The following is a 17,880-nucleotide window of genomic DNA, read 5'->3' as shown; positions in this document are numbered from 1 at the left end:
TTCGGTGCGTCCGACGCACCGAACGCCACATTGGGGCGTTTTGGCCGGGGTCAGCGCTCGTGCACCACCCGTCCCCCGAGCACCGTCAGGTCCACCTCGACGTCGGGCAGCTCGGCCGGGGTCAGGGTCAGCGGATCCGCGGCCAGCACGCAGAGGTCGGCCACCATGCCTTCGGCCAGGGTGCCCTTCCACGTCTCGGCGCCGTCCTGGCGCGCCGGGTGCACGGTGTAGCAGCGCAGCATTTCCGTCATCCGCGCGCGCGGGTCGGCGGCCGGGCCCATCCAGGTGTCGGCCGCCGCGATCTCGCGCCGCCAGTCGGGGGCGAGGACCGGGGCGTCCGACGTCAGACACAGCGGGATACCCGACTCCAGCGCCGCCCGCAGGGGCCACGCGCCCTCGGCGTGGCCCGCCCCGAGCGCCGCGTCCACCGCACCGACGGTCCGGACGGCGATGCCCGCCTGAGCCGACAGCCCGACCCCCAGCCGGGCCATCCGCGTCAGCTGCGCCGCGCTCACCAGGTCGCCGTGGATGACGTAGTGGCGCAGGTCGGTGTCGTGTTCGGCCCGGGCCTGCGCCACCGCGTCCAGGACCAGGTCGACCGCGCGGTCGCCGGTCGCGTGCACGCCGACCTGCAGCCCGGCGCGGTGGGCGGCGAGGACCATGGCGGTCAGGTTGGCTTCGCGGTCGGCGTCGCTCTCGCCGTGCACCAGCAGCTGCGCCCGGCTGCCGTCGGCGTAGCAGCGGTGGGTGTAGGCCGAGCGCATCGGCGGGATGCCGTCGGCGAAGATCTTCACCCCGGCGAACCGCAGCACCCGCTCGTCGGGGCTGGACGTGTCCAGTGCGGCCAAGCCGGCCCGGTAGTCCTCGACGGTGCTCGGGCCGTCCAGTTCGCCGTAGAGCCACAACGCCGTGACGCGCGCCCGCAGCAGCCCCTCCGCCGCCAGCGCCCGGTACTCCTGGACGACGGAGGTCCCGAACGCCCCGGTGGTGCCCGCGTCTTCGCCGGGGCCGAGCCCGGGCTCGGTGTAGCTGGTGATGCCGAGCCGGGCGAGCAGGTCGCCCGCCTTGAGGATCGCGGCCCGGCGTTCGGCACCGGTGCGCAGCGGGCGCTCCGGCCCCGGGCCGGGTGCGCCGTGGTCGCCGAAGAGGGTGTCCGGCCACAGCGCGCCGAGCCAGGTGGCGTGCAGGTGGGCGTCGTTGATGCCGGGCAGCACCGCCCGGCCGGCCAGGTCCACCACCTCGGTGCGCGGGCCGGTCAGCGCGCGGACGTCGGCGTCGGTGCCCGCGCGCAGGACCCGGCCCGCCCGGACGGCCAGCGCGGTCGCGCCGCCGGGGCCGGCGAAGGTGTGGACGGCACCGCCCCGCAGGACCAGATCAGCGACAGGTGTCGGCACAGGCGCTCCCCGAAGTTCGTGTGAGGTCTCGACATTTTCGTCGACACCCGTAGACTAACCCATCACGCGGCCGATCTCCTACGGCTGCGCCGGAAGGAGCGCGATGAGCATCCCCACCTCCACCCGCGCGGCGGTGCTGACCGGGCACGGCGAACCGCTGCGCCTGACCGAACTCCCGCTGCCCGCCGAGCTCGAGCCCGGCGCCGCGCTCGTGCGCCTCTCGTGCGCCACGCTCTGCGGCACCGACGTGGAGATCTGGTCGGGCAAGATGTCCTTCCCGGGCATGCTGCCGATGGTGCTGGGCCACGAAATGGCCGGCGAAGTCGTCGCCGTCGGCGAGTCCACCCGGGACGCGCTCGGCCGCGAAATCCCGGTGGGCGCCCGGATCGGCTGGTCGGAGTCGACGTGCGGCGAGTGCTACGGCTGCACCGTGCTGCGCCAGCCGGTCGCGTGTTCCCGGCGGGGCTACGGGTTCCTGCAGCGTTCCGACGTCCCGCCGTACGCCACGGCCGGGCTGAGCGAGTACGCCTACGTCGTCCCGGGCGCGGCGAAACTGCTGCTGCCGGACGAAGTCCCGGACACGTGGGCAGCCATGGCGGGCTGCGCGGCCAAGACGGTGCTGCGCGCCTACGGGCGCGCGGGCGGGGTGCGTCCGGGTTCGAACGTGGTCGTCCAGGGTTCCGGCGCGCTCGGCCTGTTCGCCACCGCCGTCGCCCGGATCTCCGGCGCCGGCACGGTGCTCACGGTCGGCGCGCCCGCGTCCCGGCTCGCCCTGGCGGCGGAGTTCGGCGCGGACGCCACGGTGGACGTCGGCGACCTCGGCTCCGAAGAGATCGCCGAGCGGGTCCGGGACCTCACCGGCGGCCACGGCGGCGACCTCGTGCTCGACTTCGCCGGCGCCCCTTCGGTGGGCCGCGAAGCCGTGGCGATGGCCGCGCAGCGGGGCACGGTCGTGGTCGTGGGCAGCACCGGGCCCGCCGAAGTGCCCGTGCCGCTGGGTGCGGTGATGGGCAAGGAACTCACCGTCGTCGGCTCGCTCAACGGCGACATCGCCGACTACCACGAGGCGATCGCGTTCTTCCGCACCTTCGCCGGCCGGATGCCGTGGGACAAGCTCTTCGGCACGCCGTCCGGGTTGTCCTCGGCCTCCGAGCGGATTGCCGCCATGCACCGGCTCGACGAAGTCAAAGCCGTCATCGACCCCCGTCTTCCCTGACCACCGGAGGAGGTTTTCCGTGCCCACCCTGCCCCGCCGCCGCGTCGGATCGTCCGAAGTCGAGGTTTCCGCGCTCTCCCTCGGTTCGTGGCACATCTACGACCGGATCCACTTCCACGACGCCGTCGCCATGGTCCGCGCCGCGGTGTCCGCGGGCGTGAACCTGTTCGACGTCGGCGTCTACGGCGGCCCCGGCATGCCGCCGGCGTACACCGACGTCCTCTGGGGCGCGGTCATGCGCGCGTCCGGGATCCCGCGCGAGGAGTACCTCGTCTCGGCCAAGCTGTGGATCGAGGCGTTCGGCGACGACGGCTTCCGCCCGCAGCTGGAGAACGCTTTCTCCCGCGGCGGGTTCGACCGGGCCGATCTGGTGATCCTCGGCGACCTGCGCCGCGACGACGTCGCGCTCGAAGACCTCGTCGACGACCTCGCCGGGCTGGCCCGCGCCGGGCTGATCCGGGCGTGGGGCGTCAACAACTGGTCGGCCGGCAACATCCAGCGGCTCCGCGAAATCGCCGCGGCCCGCGGGGTAGCCGGACCGCAGATCGCGCAGCTGAAGTACAGCGTCGCCCGGCGGTCCATTCCGGACGGTGAGCCGTTCGCCCGGCTCTTCGCCGAGGGCTTCACCATGCAGGCCTCCGACGTGCTCGAAGGCGGCATCCTCGCCGGGCGCACCGAGCTGACCCGCGAGATCGGCCGCGACCCCGGTGGCGTCCGCGAAGCCATCAGCCGCACGGCCGCCGACTTCGTCGCGACCGCGGAGAAGCTCGGCACCAGCGCGGCGCGGCTCGCCGTCGCCTTCACCCTGACCCACCCCGCGAACGTCACCACGCTGGTCGGCACGAGCACGACGGCCCAGGTCGAGGACAACCTGGCCGCGCTCGAACTGGTCGAGCGGGTCGGCGCGGACGAGCTGCGCGCCCTGGTCGAGCCGTTCTGGGCCGACCGCGGCATCGTCGACCCGGAAGGACCGTGACCATGTCCGAGCAGATTCCCGTCCCCTTCGACCCGGCGCTGCTGCCGGTGCTGGCCCAGGTGACCCAGCCGGACGCGCCGCCCTTCACCCCGGAGACGATCCCGGAGCTGCGCCGGGCCATGGCCGCGCAGTTCCCGCCGGCCGCCGAGGTCGTCGGCGACGCGCCCGTCGACGTCGAAGAGCGGACCATCCCGGGTCCCGAAGGCGCCCCCGACCTCACCGTCACCGTCCTCTCGCCGCGGGAGCGGACCGGCGCGGTGCCCGCGCTGTACAACATCCACGGCGGCGGGATGATGGTCGGCTGCCGGGCGATGGACACGCCCCGGCTGCTCGCCCTGGTCCTGGAGCTGGGCGTCGTCGCGGTCAACGTCGAGTACCGGCTCGCGCCCGAGCACCCGCACCCGGCGCCGGTGGAGGACTGCTACGCCGGTCTCCTGTGGACGGTCGAGCACGCGGCCGAACTGGGCGTCGACCCCGAGCGGGTCGTCGTCATGGGCGGCAGCGCCGGTGGCGGGCTGTCCGCCGGCGTCGCCCTGCTGGCCCGCGACCGCGGCGGCCCGCAGCCGGCCGGGCAGCTGCTGCTGTGCCCGATGATCGACGACACGAACACCACCGTCGCGAGCCGCCAGTACCGCGGGCTCGGCACGTGGACGACGGAGGCGAACGAGGCCGGCTGGCGGTCCCTGCTCGGCGACGCCGCCGGCACGGACGCGGTGTCCCCCTACGCGGCCCCGGCCCGCGCCGCCGACCTCTCCGGGCTCCCGCCCGCGTTCGTCGAGGTCGGCAGCGCGGAGCCGTTCCGCGACGAAGACGTCCGGTACGCGCTGCGGATCTGGGCGACCGGCGGGCCGGCCGAGCTGCACGTCTGGAGCGGCGCGTGCCACGGGTTCGACATCTACGCGCCCGGCTGGCCGGTCACCGCGGACGCGCTGGCCACGCGCAGCTCGTGGCTGCGCCGGATCCTCGGGATCGCGCGGTGAAGCCGGTCCCCTACGACCCGGAACTCGAGCCGGGCCTGGCCGCGTTCCTCGAGCTGGTCGAGCGGATCCCGCTGCGCGCGGACACGATCCTGGAGAACCGGGCCCACTTCGCCACCATCGTCCCGCCGTTGGCGCAGCAGGTCGGCGACCGGCCCGTCGACGTCGAGGAGCGCACGGTCCCCGGACCGCCGGGCGCGCCGGACATCACGCTGACGATCATCCGGCCGCGCGGCGGCGTCACCGGAGCACCCGCGTTCTACGCCATCCACGGCGGCGGCATGATCCTCGGCAACCGGTTCTTCGGCATCGACGGCCTGGTCGACGACGTGCTGCGGTTCGGCGCGGTCGGCGTCTCGGTGGAGTACCGGCTGGCGCCGGAGCACCCCGCCCCGGCCGCGGTCGAGGACTGCTACGCGGGCCTGGTGTGGCTGGCGAAGCACGCGGCCGAGCTGGGCGCCGACCCGGCGCGGATCGTCGTGACCGGGGCCAGCGCGGGCGGCGGCCTGTCCGCCGGCGTCGCGCTCATGGCCCGCGACCGCGGCGGCCCGCACCTGCTCGGGCAGGTGCTGCTGTGCCCGATGATCGACGACCGGAACGCGACGGCGTCGGCCCGCCAGTACGACGGGATCGGCGCGTGGGACCGCACCAACAACGACACCGGCTGGAACGCGCTGCTCGGCCCGTTGCGCGGCACGGAGGAGGCGTCGCCGTACGCGGTCCCGGCCCGCGCCCGGGACCTCTCGAACCTGCCGCCGGCCTTCATCGACGTGGGCGCGGCGGAGGTGTTCCGCGACGAGGCGACCGAGTACGCCCTGCGGATCTGGGCCACCGGCGGGCCGGCCGAGCTGCACGTCTGGAACGGCGGCTACCACGCGTTCGCCGGCTTCTCCCCCGGCGCGGAGGTGTCGCGCGCCGCCGCCGCGGCCCGGCTTTCCTGGCTGCGGCGACTCCTCTCGTGAACCGGCGCCGGCTGGCGGTGGTCCTCGGGCTGCTGGAGATCTTCGGGCCGATCTCGATGGACCTCTACCTGCCCGCCCTGCCCCGCCTGGCGGCCGACCTGCACACGTCGACGAGCCTCGCCCAGGCGACGATGTCGATCTGCATGCTCGGCCTGGCGTTCGGCCAGCTGGCGGTGGGCCCGCTCAGCGACCGCTTCGGCCGGCGGCGCCCGCTGCTGGCCGGAACGGCGTTGTTCGCCGTGCTGTCGCTGGTCTGCGCGGTGGCGCCGTCGATCGAGGTGCTGCTGGTGGCCCGGCTGTTGCAGGGCCTGTGCGGCTCGGCGGGGATCGTGCTGTCCCTGGCGATCGCCCGCGACGTCGCGTCCGGGATCGAGCTGGTCCAGCTGCTGGCGTTGCTCACCACGGTCGGCGCGCTGGCCCCGATCGTCGCACCGCTGGCGGGCGGCCAGCTGGAGGCGTGGATCGGCTGGCGGGGCATCTTCGTCGTCCTCGCCGGCATCGGGTCGGCGTTGTTCCTCCTGGCGCTGGTTTCCCTGCCGGAGACGCTGTCCCCGGGCGCCCGGGGCCGCCCGGCCGAGTTCGGCGTGCTCCTGCGCGACCGGCTGTTCGTCCGCTACCTGCTGGTCGGCGCCTGCGGCGGCGCCGGTTTCTTCACGTACCTGACGTCGGTCAGCTTCGTCCTGCAAGACGGCTTTTCGTTGTCAGCCCGCACCTTCAGCCTGTGCTTCGCGGCGAACGCGGCGATGTCCATCCTCGGCGCACAGGTCAACCGCGCGGTGGTGCGCCGGCTCGGACCGGCCCGCATGTACCTCATCGCCACCACGGTCACGGCCCTGGCCGCGGCGGCCATGCTGTCGGCGGCCCTCCTCGGCGCGGGCCTGGCGGGAGTGCTGATCCCGCTGGCGGTCATCTTGTTCACCGGCGGCGCCACCCAGCCCAACGGTTCGGCCCTGGCCCTGACCGACCACGGCCCCCGCGCGGGTGCGGCCGCGGCATTGCTGGGGATGTCGGCCTTCGCGGTCGGCCCGCTGGTCGGCCCCCTGGTGTCGCTGAAGGGCCCGGGGGCGCTGTCGATGAGCGCCACGATGACGGCGGCCTACGTCACCGCGGCGCTGCTGGTGTGGACGACGGTCGGGGGAAGGACCGGCCGGGCGACGAAGGAGGTCGGTCAGCAGCCGAGGTAGGCGACGACGAGGTTCGGATCCCGCCCGGTCACGTACGCGGCGCTGAACACGTGGACGGTGCGGCCGCGGACGGCCACCGAAGTGGGGTTCTGCAGGCCGTCGGCCGGGGTGAGCACGATCGAGTGGCTCCCGTCGGGCCGGACGAGGGCCACCTTCGCCGGGGTCGTCGAGCGCCGCGTGGTGCCAGCACCGAGTCCGTGACGTACAGGGCCGGTGTCCTGGTCGAGGGCCAGGCCGTTGGGCAGGCCCCCGGCAGCGCCAACGGCCTGAAGCTGCGCGGCGGCGCGGTGTGGGCCACGAACCTCGACCGGGGCACCGTGCTGCGCATCCCGATCCGGCGGGACGGCCGCGCCGGCGCGTGGATTGCCGAGCAGTGACCAGCCGCCGGAGGCCGGCTACGCGCCCGCGCTGATGTTCACCGGGTCACGCGTGTCGGTGGACGAAGCCGAGGCCGCGCCGGTCACCGCTGTCCGGCGGCTTTGAGCAGTAGCTCGTGCAGGGTGACCCGCTCGGCATCGGTCAGTGCGCCGACGGTCTCGGCCAAGACGGATTCGAGGACGAGCGATCCGGCTTCGAAGGCGCGCTCGCCTTCGCCGGTCAGCTCGTGGCGGGTGGCTCGGCCGGGTCCGTCGGCCCGTTTCAGCAGGCCTCGCTCGATCATGCGTTTGGCGAGGGTGCCCATCGACTGGTCGGTCTGGAAGGTCAGTTCCGCCAGCGTGTGCAGGGTGGCGTCCGGCTGCTGGTGCAGGTGCCGGAGAACGTCCCACTGCACCAGGGAAAGCCCGTGCCCGGCGAGGCGGCGGTTGGCCTCGCGGTGGTGGCGCCACTGCAGCCGCTTCACAGCGAGCCCGATCTCCTGAAGCGACGGCGACACCGACGCAGCGTAACCCACCACCGGCGGCCTCCTCACCCTTGGCGAAATAAGGATATTTATATAAGGTTGCTTAGACAGCATAGCCCACAAGGAGCCATCCGATGCGCAACTCCGTCCCCGCCGGAACCCTCCGGCCCACCCGCACCCTCACCGCGCCTGCCGCCGGCGGCGCGGTGACCGTCGAAGATCGCGACCACACCCGGCCCTTCCTGCTCCTGCACGGCGGCGGCGGACCGGCAACGGTGACCGGCTTCGCCGACCTGCTCGCCCAGCGCACGCACTCCCGCGTGCTGACCCCGACCCACCCCGGCTTCGCGGGCACCCCGCGGCTGCCGGGCGTGGACTCGACCCGTGCGCTCGCGGCGGCCTACGCCGGCCTGCTCGACGAACTCGGCCTCGACGACGTCACCGTGATCGGCAACTCCTTCGGCGGCTGGCTGGCCGCCGAGATCGCGCTGCTGGGCAGCCCGCGCGTCAGCGGTGCGGTGATCGTCGACGGTATCGGGGTCGAGGTCGAAGGGCACCCCGTGACCAGCGTCGCCGGCCTCGCGCCCGCCGAACTGGGCAAACTGTCCTTCCACGACCCCCGCAAGGCTCCGGCGCCGCCCGCCGGCGGTGGGACCGGGCCGGGCCCGGACGTCCAGGCGCTGATCTCGTACACCGGCCCGGCCATGTCCGACCCGACCCTGCTGGACCGGCTGCGCACGCTCGACGACCTGCCCGTCCACGTCATCTGGGGCGAGAGCGACGGGATCGTCAGCACCGAGTACGGCAAGGCTTACGCCGCGGCGATCCCGATGGCGAAGTTCACCGTGCTCCCCCGGTCCGGCCACCTGCCGCAGGTCGAGACGCCCGAAGAACTCCTCGGCGCCATCACCGGCTGACCGTTCCCGGAAAGGAGCACCCGGCATGAGCACTCCCCTCGCGGTCACCCGGATCGCCCACGCGTGCCAGCTGATCGAGTTCGGCGACCTGCGGGTCCTCACCGACCCCTGGTTCACCGAGACGGCCACCTACCACCCGGGCGAGCGGCTCGCGGCACCCGTGTCCGCCCTCGGCCGGCTCGACGCGGTCGTGATCAGCCACGAGCACTACGACCACTGCGACCTCGACGCCCTCCTCGCCGGCGGCCTCGACCCGGGCACCCCGCTCATCGGGCCGGGCACCGTGACCGCCCTCGCCCGGGAGAAGGGGTTCCGCGTCCTGCACACCATCGAGGCGTGGGAGTCGGCCCGGGTCGGCGACCTCACGGTCACCGCCACCCCCGGCGAGCACGGCGTCCACGAGGTGACGTTCGTCCTCCAGGCGGGCGGCCGGACCGTGTTCTTCGGCGGCGACTCGCTGCGGGTGCCCGGACTCGACGAAATTCCCGGCCGCCTAGGACCGGTCGACCTGACGATCCTGCCCACCAACGGCCTCTGCGTCCGGCCGGCGAACCTGCGCCAGGTGGTGATGGACGCCGAGCAGGCGGCGGAGCTGACCGCCGTCCTGCGGCCGGCGCTGGCGATCCCCCACCATTACGCGTTCCACAGCGGCTACCTCGGCGACCGCATGATCACCCAGGCCGACCAGGACCCGCGCCACTACGCCGACGCCGTCGCCCGCATCGCTCCGGACATCGAGGTGCGCATCGCGCTGCCCGGGGTCCGGGTGGCCGTCCCGGCGCCACACTGACGGGTGGACCTCGCGACACGACATCGACAAGAAATGCCGGCCGATTCATCCTGAAAGGTTGCGGCCACGAAACGATCGACACGGACCCCGGCTGCCGGGTCATCGCCGACGCCGACGGCTCGAACGCCGAAGAGATCGCCGGCCGGCAACACCCGGCGGAGGGCCGGATCTTCGAGCACGACCGCTACCAGGTGGCGATGATGGCGGCCCTGAGCGAAGTCCCGCCGCTCGGAGTCACCGTCCGTCGACCTGTCCGGATTCCGGGCCTCCGGCGGCGGCCCCCCCATGCTGCACCTTGAACCTGCGCCCAGCGGATGACCGCCACCGGGCGTAGGCGCAGCCGGTCCTTCCACCCGGCCGATTGACGACCGGCACCTGACCGGTATCGTGTGGGAGCGCTCCCACACATCGACGTCAGGAGTCTCCCCGTGGCTGCTCAGCGGCGGAATCGCGTACGGTCCGGCACGCCCCTCGCCGCGGGCGGTTGCCTGGTGGCGGCGCTCTTGACCACCGGAGCACCACCGGCTTCCGCCGCCGGGGTCAGCCTGTCGGTGGACCTCTTCGCGGCCCGGCACGCGATCAGCCCCGACATCTACGGGATGAACGGCGGCGATCCCGCGCTGGTCGCCGAGCTCGGCACCCCGGTCTCGCGCTGGGGCGGCAACGCGAGCAGCCGCTACAACTTCACCAACCACACCTACAACACCGGCAGCGACTGGTACTTCGAAAACATCGTCGCCGGCCCGGACAACACGCTCGAAGCGTACGTCCAGCGCAACCGCGACCGCGGAATCAAGCAGGTGGTCACGCTGCCGATGTCCGGCTGGGTGGCGAAGGACTCGCCGTCGTCGCCACACGCCTGCGGTTTCCCGGCCACCCGCTTCCCCGCCCAGGACGCGTTCGACCAGTGGGACGCCAACTGCGGCAACGGACGGCTGGACAACACGAACCTGACCGGGGCCGAGCCCACCGACACCTCGATCCCGGCTGACGCGTCCTTCGCGGGTGCTGAGGTGTCGCACCTGGTGAGCCAATTCGGCCCGGCGGCGCGGGGCGGCGTCCCGATCTACGAACTCGACAACGAACCGGTGCTGTGGAACTCCACGCACCGCGACGTCCACCCCCAGCCCGTGTCCGACGACGAACTGGGCGGCAAGAGCACCGCGACCGCAAAGGCCGTCAAGGCCGCCGATCCGCGGGCGGCGGTCCTGGGCCCGTCGGGCTGGGGTTACTGCGAATGGGTTGCGTCCGGTGTGGACGGGTGCGCGCCGGGTGCGGACGCCGCCGCCCACGGCGGGCTCAACCTGTCCCAATGGTTCCTGAAGAACATGAAGGACGCGAGCAGCGCCGCGGGCAAGCGGCTGCTCGACTACTTCGACCAGCACTACTACCCCCAGATCAGCGGCGACAAGACCCCCGAAGCCAACGCGCTGCGGCTGCGGTCGACCCGCTCCCTGTGGGACCCGGCCTACGTCGAGGAATCCTGGATCGGCCCGAGCGGCGTCAACGCGCCGCCGCTGCAGTTCATCCGCACGATGAAGCAGTGGATCGCCCAGTACAACCCCGGCACCAAGACCGCCATCACCGAGTACAACTGGGGTGCCCTGGACGACATCAACGGCGCCTTGGCCGAGGCCGACGTGCTCGGCATCTTCGGCCGCGAAGGCCTCGACCTGGCGACCATCTGGGGCGAGCCCCAGCCCACCGATCCCGCCGCCTACGCGTTCCGGATGTACCGCAACTACGACGGCACCGGAAGCAAGTTCGGCGACATCAGCGTCTCGGCGGCCAGCACCGACCAGGGACAGCTCGCGATCTACGGCGCGCAACGCCGCTGCGACGGGGCCCTGACGCTCATGGTGGTCAACAAGACCGGCGCCGACGTGAGCGCCCCGCTGTCGATCACCGGCGCCGCCGGCAAGAGCAAGGCCCAACGGTTCACCTACGGTGCGGCCGACCTCTCCTCGATCACGCGAGGCGGCGATCTGCCGGTGAACCACGGCCGCGTCACCACGACCTACCCGGCGAACTCCATCACCCTGCTCGTCCTGCCGTAACGGGCAGCCGGCGGCGAACTCGCTGCGAAGACGCCGGCAGGACCCGGTCTCCGGTGTTTGGGCGCGGACACGTCTGCGCAGGAAGAGATGATCGATAACGTCACGAACGACATCCGGAGCAATGTCGTCCACCAGCAGCTCCGCGACCAGCATGGCAATCCGGATTCAGGTACGGAAGCGCGACACCGCCTGCCGTTGCCCGTGGTCCGGCCGCGTGCGGCTTCGGCGTCAGCTGAAGCTGCGGCCCATCCACCAGTTGCCGGGGGCGTCGGGGTCGGTGCTGGACCAGAACTCCACGCAGGCGCGGGTGAACTCCTCGGCCGTGAGGTGGCCGTCGCCGTCGGTGTCCAGGTGGGTGAATGCCTGGGCGATCTCGGCTTCGGTCAGGCCGGGGAAGTGGCCGCGCTGGAACAGCAGGAACTCGGTGGGACTCACGCGGCCGTCGGCGTCGGTGTCGGCGATGGCCAGGAACGCCTCGGCGAGCGCGCCGAGGCCGGCTTGCGCCGCATCCGGGTCGTCGGCCAGGGAACCGGTCGAGGCGATGAACTGCTCGCGGGAGATGGCGTCGCCGCCGCCGGGGATGTGGGGCAGGTGCAGCTCGCGCCAGATGCGCAGGTAGGCGTCGATGATGGCCTGTTCCTGCGGCGAACCGGGCGCGTGGCCGAGGGCTTCGGCGGCACGCCGGCCCATCAGGACGTGGTCCTGTGCGGTGAGCCGCCCGTCCCCATCGACGTCCAGGTGGGAAAACCCGTGCTCGATCTTGGCTTTCAGCAGGTCGTTGACCGGCACGAGGGTCTCCCGGCGTGATCGGTGGCGGCGGACGGTGTTCAGGATGCCGCCGCCGCGAGCCCCCGGACAAGCACCGAACGGGTCCCGAGCCACCACGAACAGGTGACGTCGAATCCGGCGCCGAATACCGCGTGCAGCCTCGGACCAGGACCCGTGCGGACGTCGTCAACCGCGTCCCGGCCGGGGTATGTTCCGTTGCGGCACACCACTCCGGCGACCCGAGGACGCTTCAGGAATGGAGTTGATGCGTGATGGAAAGACGCGTGCCGGTGGCGACGCACTGGGGTAGTTTCGTCGCCGTCGTCGACTCCGGCCGGCTGGTGCGCATCGAGCCCAGGCCCGACGATCCCGCGCCGTCGCCCATCGGCCCCGGCATGGTGACCGCCGCCGACGACAGCGCCCGCGTGCTGCGCCCTGCAGTGCGCCGGGGCTGGCTGAACGGCGAGCCTCGCACCCCCGGCGCGGCCAGGGGCTCGGACGCCTTCGTGGAGGTGAGCTGGGACCAGGCGATCACGCTGGTGAGCGAGGAACTCCGCCGGGTTCGTGCCCAGCACGGGAACAGCGCGGTGTTCGGCGGGTCCTACGGCTGGGCGAGCGCGGGCCGGTTCCACAACGCGCAGGGACAGCTCCACCGGTTCCTGGCGCTGGACGGGGGCTACACCGGCTCCCGCAACACTTACAGCACCGCGGCGCTGGAGGTCATCCTCCCCCACGTGATCGGCGGTCATCCGTGGAGCCACCAGAGCCGGATGCCGATGTGGGACGCCATCGCCGGGAACTGTGAACTGGTGGTGGCGTTCGGCGGGCTGGCCCTCAAGAACAGCCAGATCAACCCCGGCGGGCTGGTCAAGCACCGCACGCAGGAGCTGCTGCGCCGGTGCCGTGCGGCCGGGGTGCGGTTCGTGAACATCAGCCCCCTCCGCAGCGACGTCGCCGGGTTCGCCGACGCCGAGTGGCTGCCCGTCATCCCGGGTACCGACACCGCCGCGATGCTCGGCATGGCCCACACGATGCTGGTCAACGGGTGGCACGACGAGGACTTCCTGCGCCGGTGCTGCACCGGGTTCGACCGCTTCGCCGCCTACCTGACCGGCGAGCTCGACGGCGTCCGGAAGGACGCCGCCTGGGCGGCGAAGATCACGGGCATCGGGGCCGACGTGCTCGTCGACCTCGCTCGCCGACTCACCACCCGGCGGTCCCTCATCATGGTCAACTACGCGGTGCAGCGCGGAGACCACGGCGAACAACCCGTCTGGATGTCGGTCGTGCTGGCCGCCATGGCCGGTTCCCTGGGGCGGCCCGGGTGCGGCTGGGGCACGGGTTACGCGACGATGGACGCGACCGGCGTGGCCGAGGACCGCGCTTTCGTGGCGTCGGTACCGGCGGTGGCCAACCCGGTTCCGGATTTCATCCCCGTCGCGCGGATCGCCGACACCCTGCTGCACCCGGGCGAAGTCATCGACTACGACGGCCGGCGCCTCACCTTGCCGGAGCTCCGCCTGATCTACTGGTGCGGCGGGAACCCGTTCCACCACCACCAGGACCTCCACCGGCTGACCCGCGCCTGGCAGCTCCCGGACACGGTGGTGGTGCACGAAGCCTGGTGGAACACGACGGCCAAGTTCGCCGACATCGTCCTGCCCGTGGCCACCAGCCTGGAGCGGGACGATTTCGCCGCCGGGTTCTCCGACCCCCACCTGATCGCGATGCCGAAAGTTCGCGAGCCGGCGGGCGAATCGCGCACCGATCACGCGATTTTCGCCGCCTTGGCCGCCCGGCTCGGGTTCGAGCGGGAATTCACGGAGTCGCGTTCGGAAATCGGCTGGGTCCGGCACCTCTACGAGCAGACGAGGGAAAAGCTCGGCGAAGCTGCCGCGCTGCCGGGTTTCGACGACTTCTGGCGAAGCTCCACCGTTGAGCTCCCGGCGTCGACCGGGCCGTATCCCGGCAGTTTCGAAAGCCTGCGCGCGGATCCGCAGCGGTTCCCGCTGACGACGCCGTCGGGCCGGATCGAGATCTTCTCCGAGGAGATCGATTCGTTCGGGTACGACGACTGCGCCGGGCACCCGAAGTGGTTCGAGCCGGCGGAGTGGCTGCGCGCCGGCCTGTCGGACCGGTTCCCGCTGCACCTGATCTCGAACCAGCCCGCTTCGCGCCTGCACAGCCAGTACGACAACGGCGGCCACAGCCTCGGTTCGAAGATCCGTGGCCGCGAGCCGGCGACGATCAACCCCTCGGACGCCGCGGCGCGCGGCATCGAAAGCGGCATGATCGTGCGCGTGTACAACGACCGGGGCAGCTGTCTCGCGGGCGTGATCCTGTCGGACGACGTCATGCCGGGCGTCGTGCAACTGTCCACGGGGGCGTGGTGGGATCCGGTCGAGCCGGGACAGAGCGGAACGCTGGACCGCCACGGCAATCCGAACGTCCTCACCGCGGACCGGCCGTGCTCGCGCCTGTCCCAGGGACCGAGTGCCCTCAGCGCGCTGGTCGACGTCGAGCGCCACGACGGTCCCGTTCCCGATGTGCTCGCCTTCGCACCACCCCGCCTCGTGCCACCCGAACGAATGATCCAGTTCCCTCCTTCGGGGACGCCGCTGGACATCAGGCAAGGGCGTGCATACGTTGCGGGCCCATGACCGAAATTCGGGATCTCAAGTACCGCCAGTGGTTCAAGGGTGCGGACGTCGACGGCGACGGGTCGATCACCCGTCACGACGTCCGGTTGATGGGCGAGCGCTACATCGCGGCCCGTGGCACCGGGCAGCAGATCGCGACCGCCCGGCAGCTGACCGAGGGCCTGGACGCGTTCTGGGCCACCGTGATCGCGCCGATGGACCAGGACGGCGACGGCAAAGTCGACCTGCGCGAGATGACCGAAGGGTTCCGCCGGGCGCTGGCCGACCCCGCTTTGTACGCGCAGCAGGTCGGCCCGGTGGCCGACTGCTACTTCGACCTGATCGACCTCGACGGCGACGACCGGGTCGACCAGGCCGAGTTCGCGGAGATCTTCGGCCAGGCGGGCAACGTGTCCCAGGAGGACTGTGCGGCGGTCTTCACCGCACTGGACCTGGACGGCTCGGGCGGCATGGACCGAGCCGAATTCCACCAGGCACTGACGGAGTTCTTCTACGGCGAAGACCCGAACGCCCCCGCGGCGCACCTGTTCGGGAAGATCCCGGGCTGACCGGTCCGCCCATGCCGCCGGACCCGATGTCCTGACGCATCATTCCCGTTCGAAGGCCCGCCGGCGGAGCTGCTCGCCGACGAAGGCGGCGACGTCGTCGATCTCCGGGCCGCGGACGTCGTGCCCCAGCCCGGGATGGACGCGCACCTCGGCGGTGGCGTGGCGAGCCGGCCACCGTTCGGTCCGCGCGAGCGCGCCGGCCGGGATGACCCGGTCTTCCCGGCCCCGTCCCCAACAGACGGGTGGTCGCGTGACGCTCAGCGGTTCGTCGCCGGGCTGCTCGTCCCGCACGACGAATCCCGCCAGGTTCACGCAGTAGGCGAACCGGTGCGGCGCCAACCGCATGAGCTGGTGCGCCATGGCGCCGCCTTGCGAGAAGCCGAGCAGCCCGATCGACGGTGCCTCGATGGTCTCCAGCCACGACAGCACGTCCAGCGCCGCGGCGTTCGCGACCGCCGGCCGGGGATCACCGATCGGGTCGCCTTCGCTGGGGAACCACGCATACCCACCGCCTTCGGGAATCCGCGCCCGCACCGAGGCGACCACAACCTCGTCCGGCAGGCGCGGCGTGATCAGCCGGTACAGGTGCGTCTCTTCGTAGCTCCAGCCGTGCAGCATCACCAGCAGCGGCCGTGCCCCGCGACCACCCTCCACTTCGGACCACGACACCGCCTCGCGGTCCATGCCCGGCTCCCGGTTCATTCCGCGGCGAACTCGGTCAGCGGATCGGCGTGCACCGGCGTCCAGCCCAGTTCACGCTGCGCCTTGGCCGGGGTCAGCTGCTGGTCGAGGGCGAACGCGTCGGCGATCGGGCTTATCCGCTCACGGGCCTCGGCCAGGGACAGGGAGACGGTCTTCCCGGCCGGCCCCGCGGCGTGGGCGCACGCCTCGGCGACCTCCTTGGCCGTCGGGTTGACCCCGCCCACGCCGAGGTAGACCGAGCCCGCCGGAGCCGGCAGCGCCGCCGTGTACAGCCGGGCGAGGTCGTCGAGGTGGATCAGGGCCCAGTGGTTGCCGCCGTCGGCGATGTAGGGGATCGCGCCGCTTTCCCTGCCCGGCTCGCCGCCGGTGGCCTGGGCGAGGTGGATCACGGCTTCCGCCCTCGCCGCCGCCTGGTTGAGCACGTCGAGGTCGGTCAAGCCACCACGGACCGCGCTCGCCCCGGCGGCGACCACGGCCGCCTCGGCCCGCTCGCTGCGCGCGAGCGCCTCGACGACGTGCCCTTGCCGTACCAGCTCGCCGATCGTGGCGCGGCCGATGTAGCCCGAGCCGCCCGTGAGGAAGATCTTCATCACTGTCCCATCACTCGTGTTCGGTTCCTCCTCCACGGTGGCCCGGGCACCCGGGATGCGTCCAAGACCCGTTCCGTGCGCTGTGATGCCGCGACGGCATCACAGACCTGCGATGATGGGGGCGACGGGAGCGGGAGGTGCGCACCAGCTGGCACGACCAGGTGGAGGTCGTCCACGACGGCCGCGTGGACGTCAGCATCATCAGGCTGCCGGTCGACCAGCGCGGCCTGACGGTGCGGCCGCTGTTCACCGAACCCCGCGTCGTGATGGTCCCCGCCGGGCATCGGCTGGCCGGGAAGGAGTCCGTGTCGGTCACCGAACTCGCCGACGAGCACCTGCTGCAGGACCCCGACGCCGTCCCGGAATGGCGGGACATCGCCCTCGAACTACGCAAGCCGGACCGCCCCGAAGTCCCGCGCATCCACAGCGTCGAAGAAAAACTGGAACTCGTCGCCGCCGGCGCGGGAATCAGCGTCATCCCCCTGTCGACGGCCACGTTCTACACCCGCCCGGACGTCATCGGCATCCCGGTCGAAGACATCGGGCCGAACCAGGTGTCCCTGGCCTGGCTGGCAACGCGGCGGTCACCGCTGATCGACGCCTTCCTCGACGCCGCGGGCAGCCTGGTGCCCCAGGTGCACGGCCCGGGGGTGGCGACATCAGGCACTTGACCTTACTTGCACGCGTCGGTCCGGCCGGCTCCGTAGGCGGCCTGCGCCTTGGTGTAGCCCTCTCCGGCAGACGACGAGAGCTGCTGCTTCAGGCCTGAGCAGGAGAACGACGTGAAGCTCAGATAGCTCTCGGCCGACTTGACGGCCTGCGCGTTCCAGTCGACCGACAGGCTGTCCACGGCTTCGGTGGCCACGGCTTTCGGAAAACCTTCCCCAGCGTCCGAGGACAGCTGCCGGATCAGGCCGGCGCGGGAGAACGCGCTGAAACCGAGGTAGCTCTGCGCCTTGTCGCGGGCCATCTCCACCTGCGGTGAGAACTGTGCAGCCGCCTCCACGGTGCTGGTCTCGTTGTGGTGGCTCGCGCTGGTCGGCAACAGCGTGCTGGGCGCGGAGGTGACCGGCTGGGTAGTAGGCGGCTGGGTCGTGGCCGCGGCGGGCTGCTCGATCGGCGCGGACGCCCGAGGTGCCGGGCCGCTGCACGCCGTGGCGATCACGAGCAGGGCGAACTCGACGCCGACGCCGACGCCGATAAGAACCTTCTTCACGGTGGTTCTCTCTTTCTGAGTCGAATCGCGTTTCTTGGGCCTCTCGGTGACAATGCGCGTGAATGAGGGGTCGCGGTGGCTA

The 17,880-nt window shown here is 72.1% G+C and carries 19 protein-coding genes; 12 read left to right on the top strand and 7 right to left on the bottom strand.

Translation table 11 applies throughout. From position 1 onward, the window contains the following. Positions 1–50: 50 nt before the first annotated feature. Complete coding sequence (locus tag C2L59_RS11965) at positions 51–1,394, bottom strand: amidohydrolase (protein ID WP_103349590.1); 1,344 nt, start codon at positions 1,392–1,394, stop codon at positions 51–53. A gap of 103 nt (positions 1,395–1,497) precedes the next feature. Between C2L59_RS11965 and C2L59_RS11960 the strand changes: the two genes are divergently transcribed. From C2L59_RS11960 to C2L59_RS11940, 5 genes are read left to right on the top strand one after another with little or no spacing between them, the layout of a single operon-like run. After that, complete coding sequence (locus C2L59_RS11960) at positions 1,498–2,610, top strand: zinc-binding dehydrogenase (RefSeq protein ID WP_199199032.1); 1,113 nt, start codon at positions 1,498–1,500, stop codon at positions 2,608–2,610. A gap of 19 nt (positions 2,611–2,629) precedes the next feature. Beyond that, a complete protein-coding gene (locus C2L59_RS11955; RefSeq protein ID WP_103349589.1) occupies positions 2,630–3,586 on the top strand; it encodes an aldo/keto reductase in 957 nt (318 codons plus the stop codon). Between the two features lie 2 nt (positions 3,587–3,588). Beyond that, complete coding sequence (locus C2L59_RS11950) at positions 3,589–4,566, top strand: alpha/beta hydrolase (RefSeq protein ID WP_103349588.1); 978 nt, start codon at positions 3,589–3,591, stop codon at positions 4,564–4,566. Then, the gene (locus C2L59_RS11945) at positions 4,563–5,525 is read left to right on the top strand and encodes an alpha/beta hydrolase (RefSeq protein WP_103349587.1); all 963 of its coding nucleotides are present in this window, start codon (positions 4,563–4,565) and stop codon (positions 5,523–5,525) included. Before C2L59_RS11950 ends, C2L59_RS11945 begins: the two co-directional genes overlap by 4 nt. After that, the gene (locus C2L59_RS11940; RefSeq protein WP_103349586.1) at positions 5,522–6,709 is read left to right on the top strand and encodes a multidrug effflux MFS transporter; all 1,188 of its coding nucleotides are present in this window, start codon (positions 5,522–5,524) and stop codon (positions 6,707–6,709) included. Before C2L59_RS11945 ends, C2L59_RS11940 begins: the two co-directional genes overlap by 4 nt. Here the strand turns inward: C2L59_RS11940 and C2L59_RS47405 are convergent. After that, positions 6,694–6,861 carry a hypothetical protein gene (locus C2L59_RS47405; protein WP_158263046.1) on the bottom strand — a complete coding sequence of 56 codons (168 nt, stop codon included), beginning with the start codon at positions 6,859–6,861 and terminating at the stop codon, positions 6,694–6,696. The two genes, C2L59_RS11940 and C2L59_RS47405, sit on opposite strands and share 16 nt — an antisense overlap. Before the next feature lie 45 nt (positions 6,862–6,906). Here C2L59_RS47405 and C2L59_RS11935 point away from each other — a divergent pair, with 45 nt between their 5' ends. After that, positions 6,907–7,086, top strand: coding sequence for a hypothetical protein (locus C2L59_RS11935; RefSeq protein WP_103349585.1), 180 nt, complete (start codon positions 6,907–6,909; stop codon positions 7,084–7,086). 83 nt (positions 7,087–7,169) lie between these two features. Here C2L59_RS11935 and C2L59_RS11930 read toward each other — a convergent pair whose 3' ends face one another. Beyond that, positions 7,170–7,583, bottom strand: a complete 414-nt coding sequence (locus C2L59_RS11930) for a MarR family winged helix-turn-helix transcriptional regulator (protein ID WP_233223430.1) — start codon at positions 7,581–7,583, stop codon at positions 7,170–7,172. A 101-nt stretch (positions 7,584–7,684) separates the two neighbouring features. Between C2L59_RS11930 and C2L59_RS11925 the strand changes: the two genes are divergently transcribed. The 3 genes from C2L59_RS11925 (at position 7,685) to C2L59_RS11910 (ending at position 11,314) form a co-directional block, all read left to right on the top strand. Then, positions 7,685–8,467 (top strand): alpha/beta fold hydrolase, encoded by a 783-nt coding sequence (locus tag C2L59_RS11925; protein ID WP_103349584.1) that lies wholly within the window; start codon positions 7,685–7,687, stop codon positions 8,465–8,467. A gap of 25 nt (positions 8,468–8,492) precedes the next feature. Next, on the top strand, positions 8,493–9,257 hold the full coding sequence (locus C2L59_RS11920; RefSeq protein WP_103349583.1) for an MBL fold metallo-hydrolase: 765 nt from the start codon (positions 8,493–8,495) through the stop codon (positions 9,255–9,257). A gap of 491 nt (positions 9,258–9,748) precedes the next feature. Then, positions 9,749–11,314, top strand: coding sequence for a glycoside hydrolase family 44 protein (locus tag C2L59_RS11910; RefSeq protein ID WP_233223429.1), 1,566 nt, complete (start codon positions 9,749–9,751; stop codon positions 11,312–11,314). Positions 11,315–11,542: 228 nt separating this feature from the next. Here the strand turns inward: C2L59_RS11910 and C2L59_RS11905 are convergent, their stop codons facing one another. Next, complete coding sequence (locus C2L59_RS11905) at positions 11,543–12,103, bottom strand: EF-hand domain-containing protein (RefSeq protein WP_103349582.1); 561 nt, start codon at positions 12,101–12,103, stop codon at positions 11,543–11,545. A 251-nt stretch (positions 12,104–12,354) separates the two neighbouring features. Between C2L59_RS11905 and C2L59_RS11900 the strand changes: the two genes are divergently transcribed. Both C2L59_RS11900 and C2L59_RS11895 read left to right on the top strand, forming a co-directional pair. Then, positions 12,355–14,742, top strand: coding sequence for a molybdopterin-dependent oxidoreductase (locus tag C2L59_RS11900; protein ID WP_103349581.1), 2,388 nt, complete (start codon positions 12,355–12,357; stop codon positions 14,740–14,742). Next, positions 14,739–15,290, top strand: coding sequence for an EF-hand domain-containing protein (locus tag C2L59_RS11895; protein WP_103349580.1), 552 nt, complete (start codon positions 14,739–14,741; stop codon positions 15,288–15,290). The genes C2L59_RS11900 and C2L59_RS11895 overlap by 4 nt, the downstream gene beginning before the upstream one ends. A 39-nt stretch (positions 15,291–15,329) precedes the next feature. Here the strand turns inward: C2L59_RS11895 and C2L59_RS11890 are convergent, their stop codons facing one another. Together C2L59_RS11890 and C2L59_RS11885 are read right to left on the bottom strand one after the other, a co-directional pair. Then, positions 15,330–15,974 (bottom strand): alpha/beta hydrolase, encoded by a 645-nt coding sequence (locus C2L59_RS11890; RefSeq protein WP_199199029.1) that lies wholly within the window; start codon positions 15,972–15,974, stop codon positions 15,330–15,332. 14 nt (positions 15,975–15,988) lie between these two features. Next, entirely contained in the window at positions 15,989–16,582 is a 594-nt protein-coding gene (locus tag C2L59_RS11885; RefSeq protein WP_103349578.1) for an NAD-dependent epimerase/dehydratase family protein, read from the bottom strand. A 137-nt stretch (positions 16,583–16,719) separates the two neighbouring features. Here C2L59_RS11885 and C2L59_RS11880 point away from each other — a divergent pair, with 137 nt between their 5' ends. Next, the gene (locus C2L59_RS11880; RefSeq protein WP_233223428.1) at positions 16,720–17,253 is read left to right on the top strand and encodes a LysR family substrate-binding domain-containing protein; all 534 of its coding nucleotides are present in this window, start codon (positions 16,720–16,722) and stop codon (positions 17,251–17,253) included. Between the two features lie 2 nt (positions 17,254–17,255). Here C2L59_RS11880 and C2L59_RS48035 read toward each other — a convergent pair whose 3' ends face one another. Then, positions 17,256–17,798, bottom strand: coding sequence for an Ltp family lipoprotein (locus C2L59_RS48035; protein WP_199199028.1), 543 nt, complete (start codon positions 17,796–17,798; stop codon positions 17,256–17,258). Between the last annotated feature and the right edge of the window lie 82 nt (positions 17,799–17,880).

This window comes from Amycolatopsis sp. CA-128772, assembly GCF_002904295.1.
Classification (GTDB): domain Bacteria; phylum Actinomycetota; class Actinomycetes; order Mycobacteriales; family Pseudonocardiaceae; genus Amycolatopsis.
This window is presented reverse-complemented; position numbering and strand designations above follow the sequence as displayed.

Excerpts from the sequence above, each read along its gene's own strand:
- C2L59_RS11950 (WP_103349588.1), top strand. The coding sequence starts at position 3,589 with ATGTCCGAGCAGATTCCCGTCCCCTTCGACCCGGCGCTGCTGCCGGTG.
- C2L59_RS11925 (WP_103349584.1), top strand. The coding sequence starts at position 7,685 with ATGCGCAACTCCGTCCCCGCCGGAACCCTCCGGCCCACCCGCACCCTC.
- C2L59_RS11885 (WP_103349578.1), bottom strand. The coding sequence starts at position 16,582 with ATGAAGATCTTCCTCACGGGCGGCTCGGGCTACATCGGCCGCGCCACG.
- C2L59_RS11920 (WP_103349583.1), top strand. The coding sequence starts at position 8,493 with ATGAGCACTCCCCTCGCGGTCACCCGGATCGCCCACGCGTGCCAGCTG.
- C2L59_RS11890 (WP_199199029.1), bottom strand. The coding sequence starts at position 15,974 with ATGGACCGCGAGGCGGTGTCGTGGTCCGAAGTGGAGGGTGGTCGCGGG.
- C2L59_RS11895 (WP_103349580.1), top strand. The coding sequence starts at position 14,739 with ATGACCGAAATTCGGGATCTCAAGTACCGCCAGTGGTTCAAGGGTGCG.
- C2L59_RS11900 (WP_103349581.1), top strand. The coding sequence starts at position 12,355 with ATGGAAAGACGCGTGCCGGTGGCGACGCACTGGGGTAGTTTCGTCGCC.
- C2L59_RS11960 (WP_199199032.1), top strand. The coding sequence starts at position 1,498 with ATGAGCATCCCCACCTCCACCCGCGCGGCGGTGCTGACCGGGCACGGC.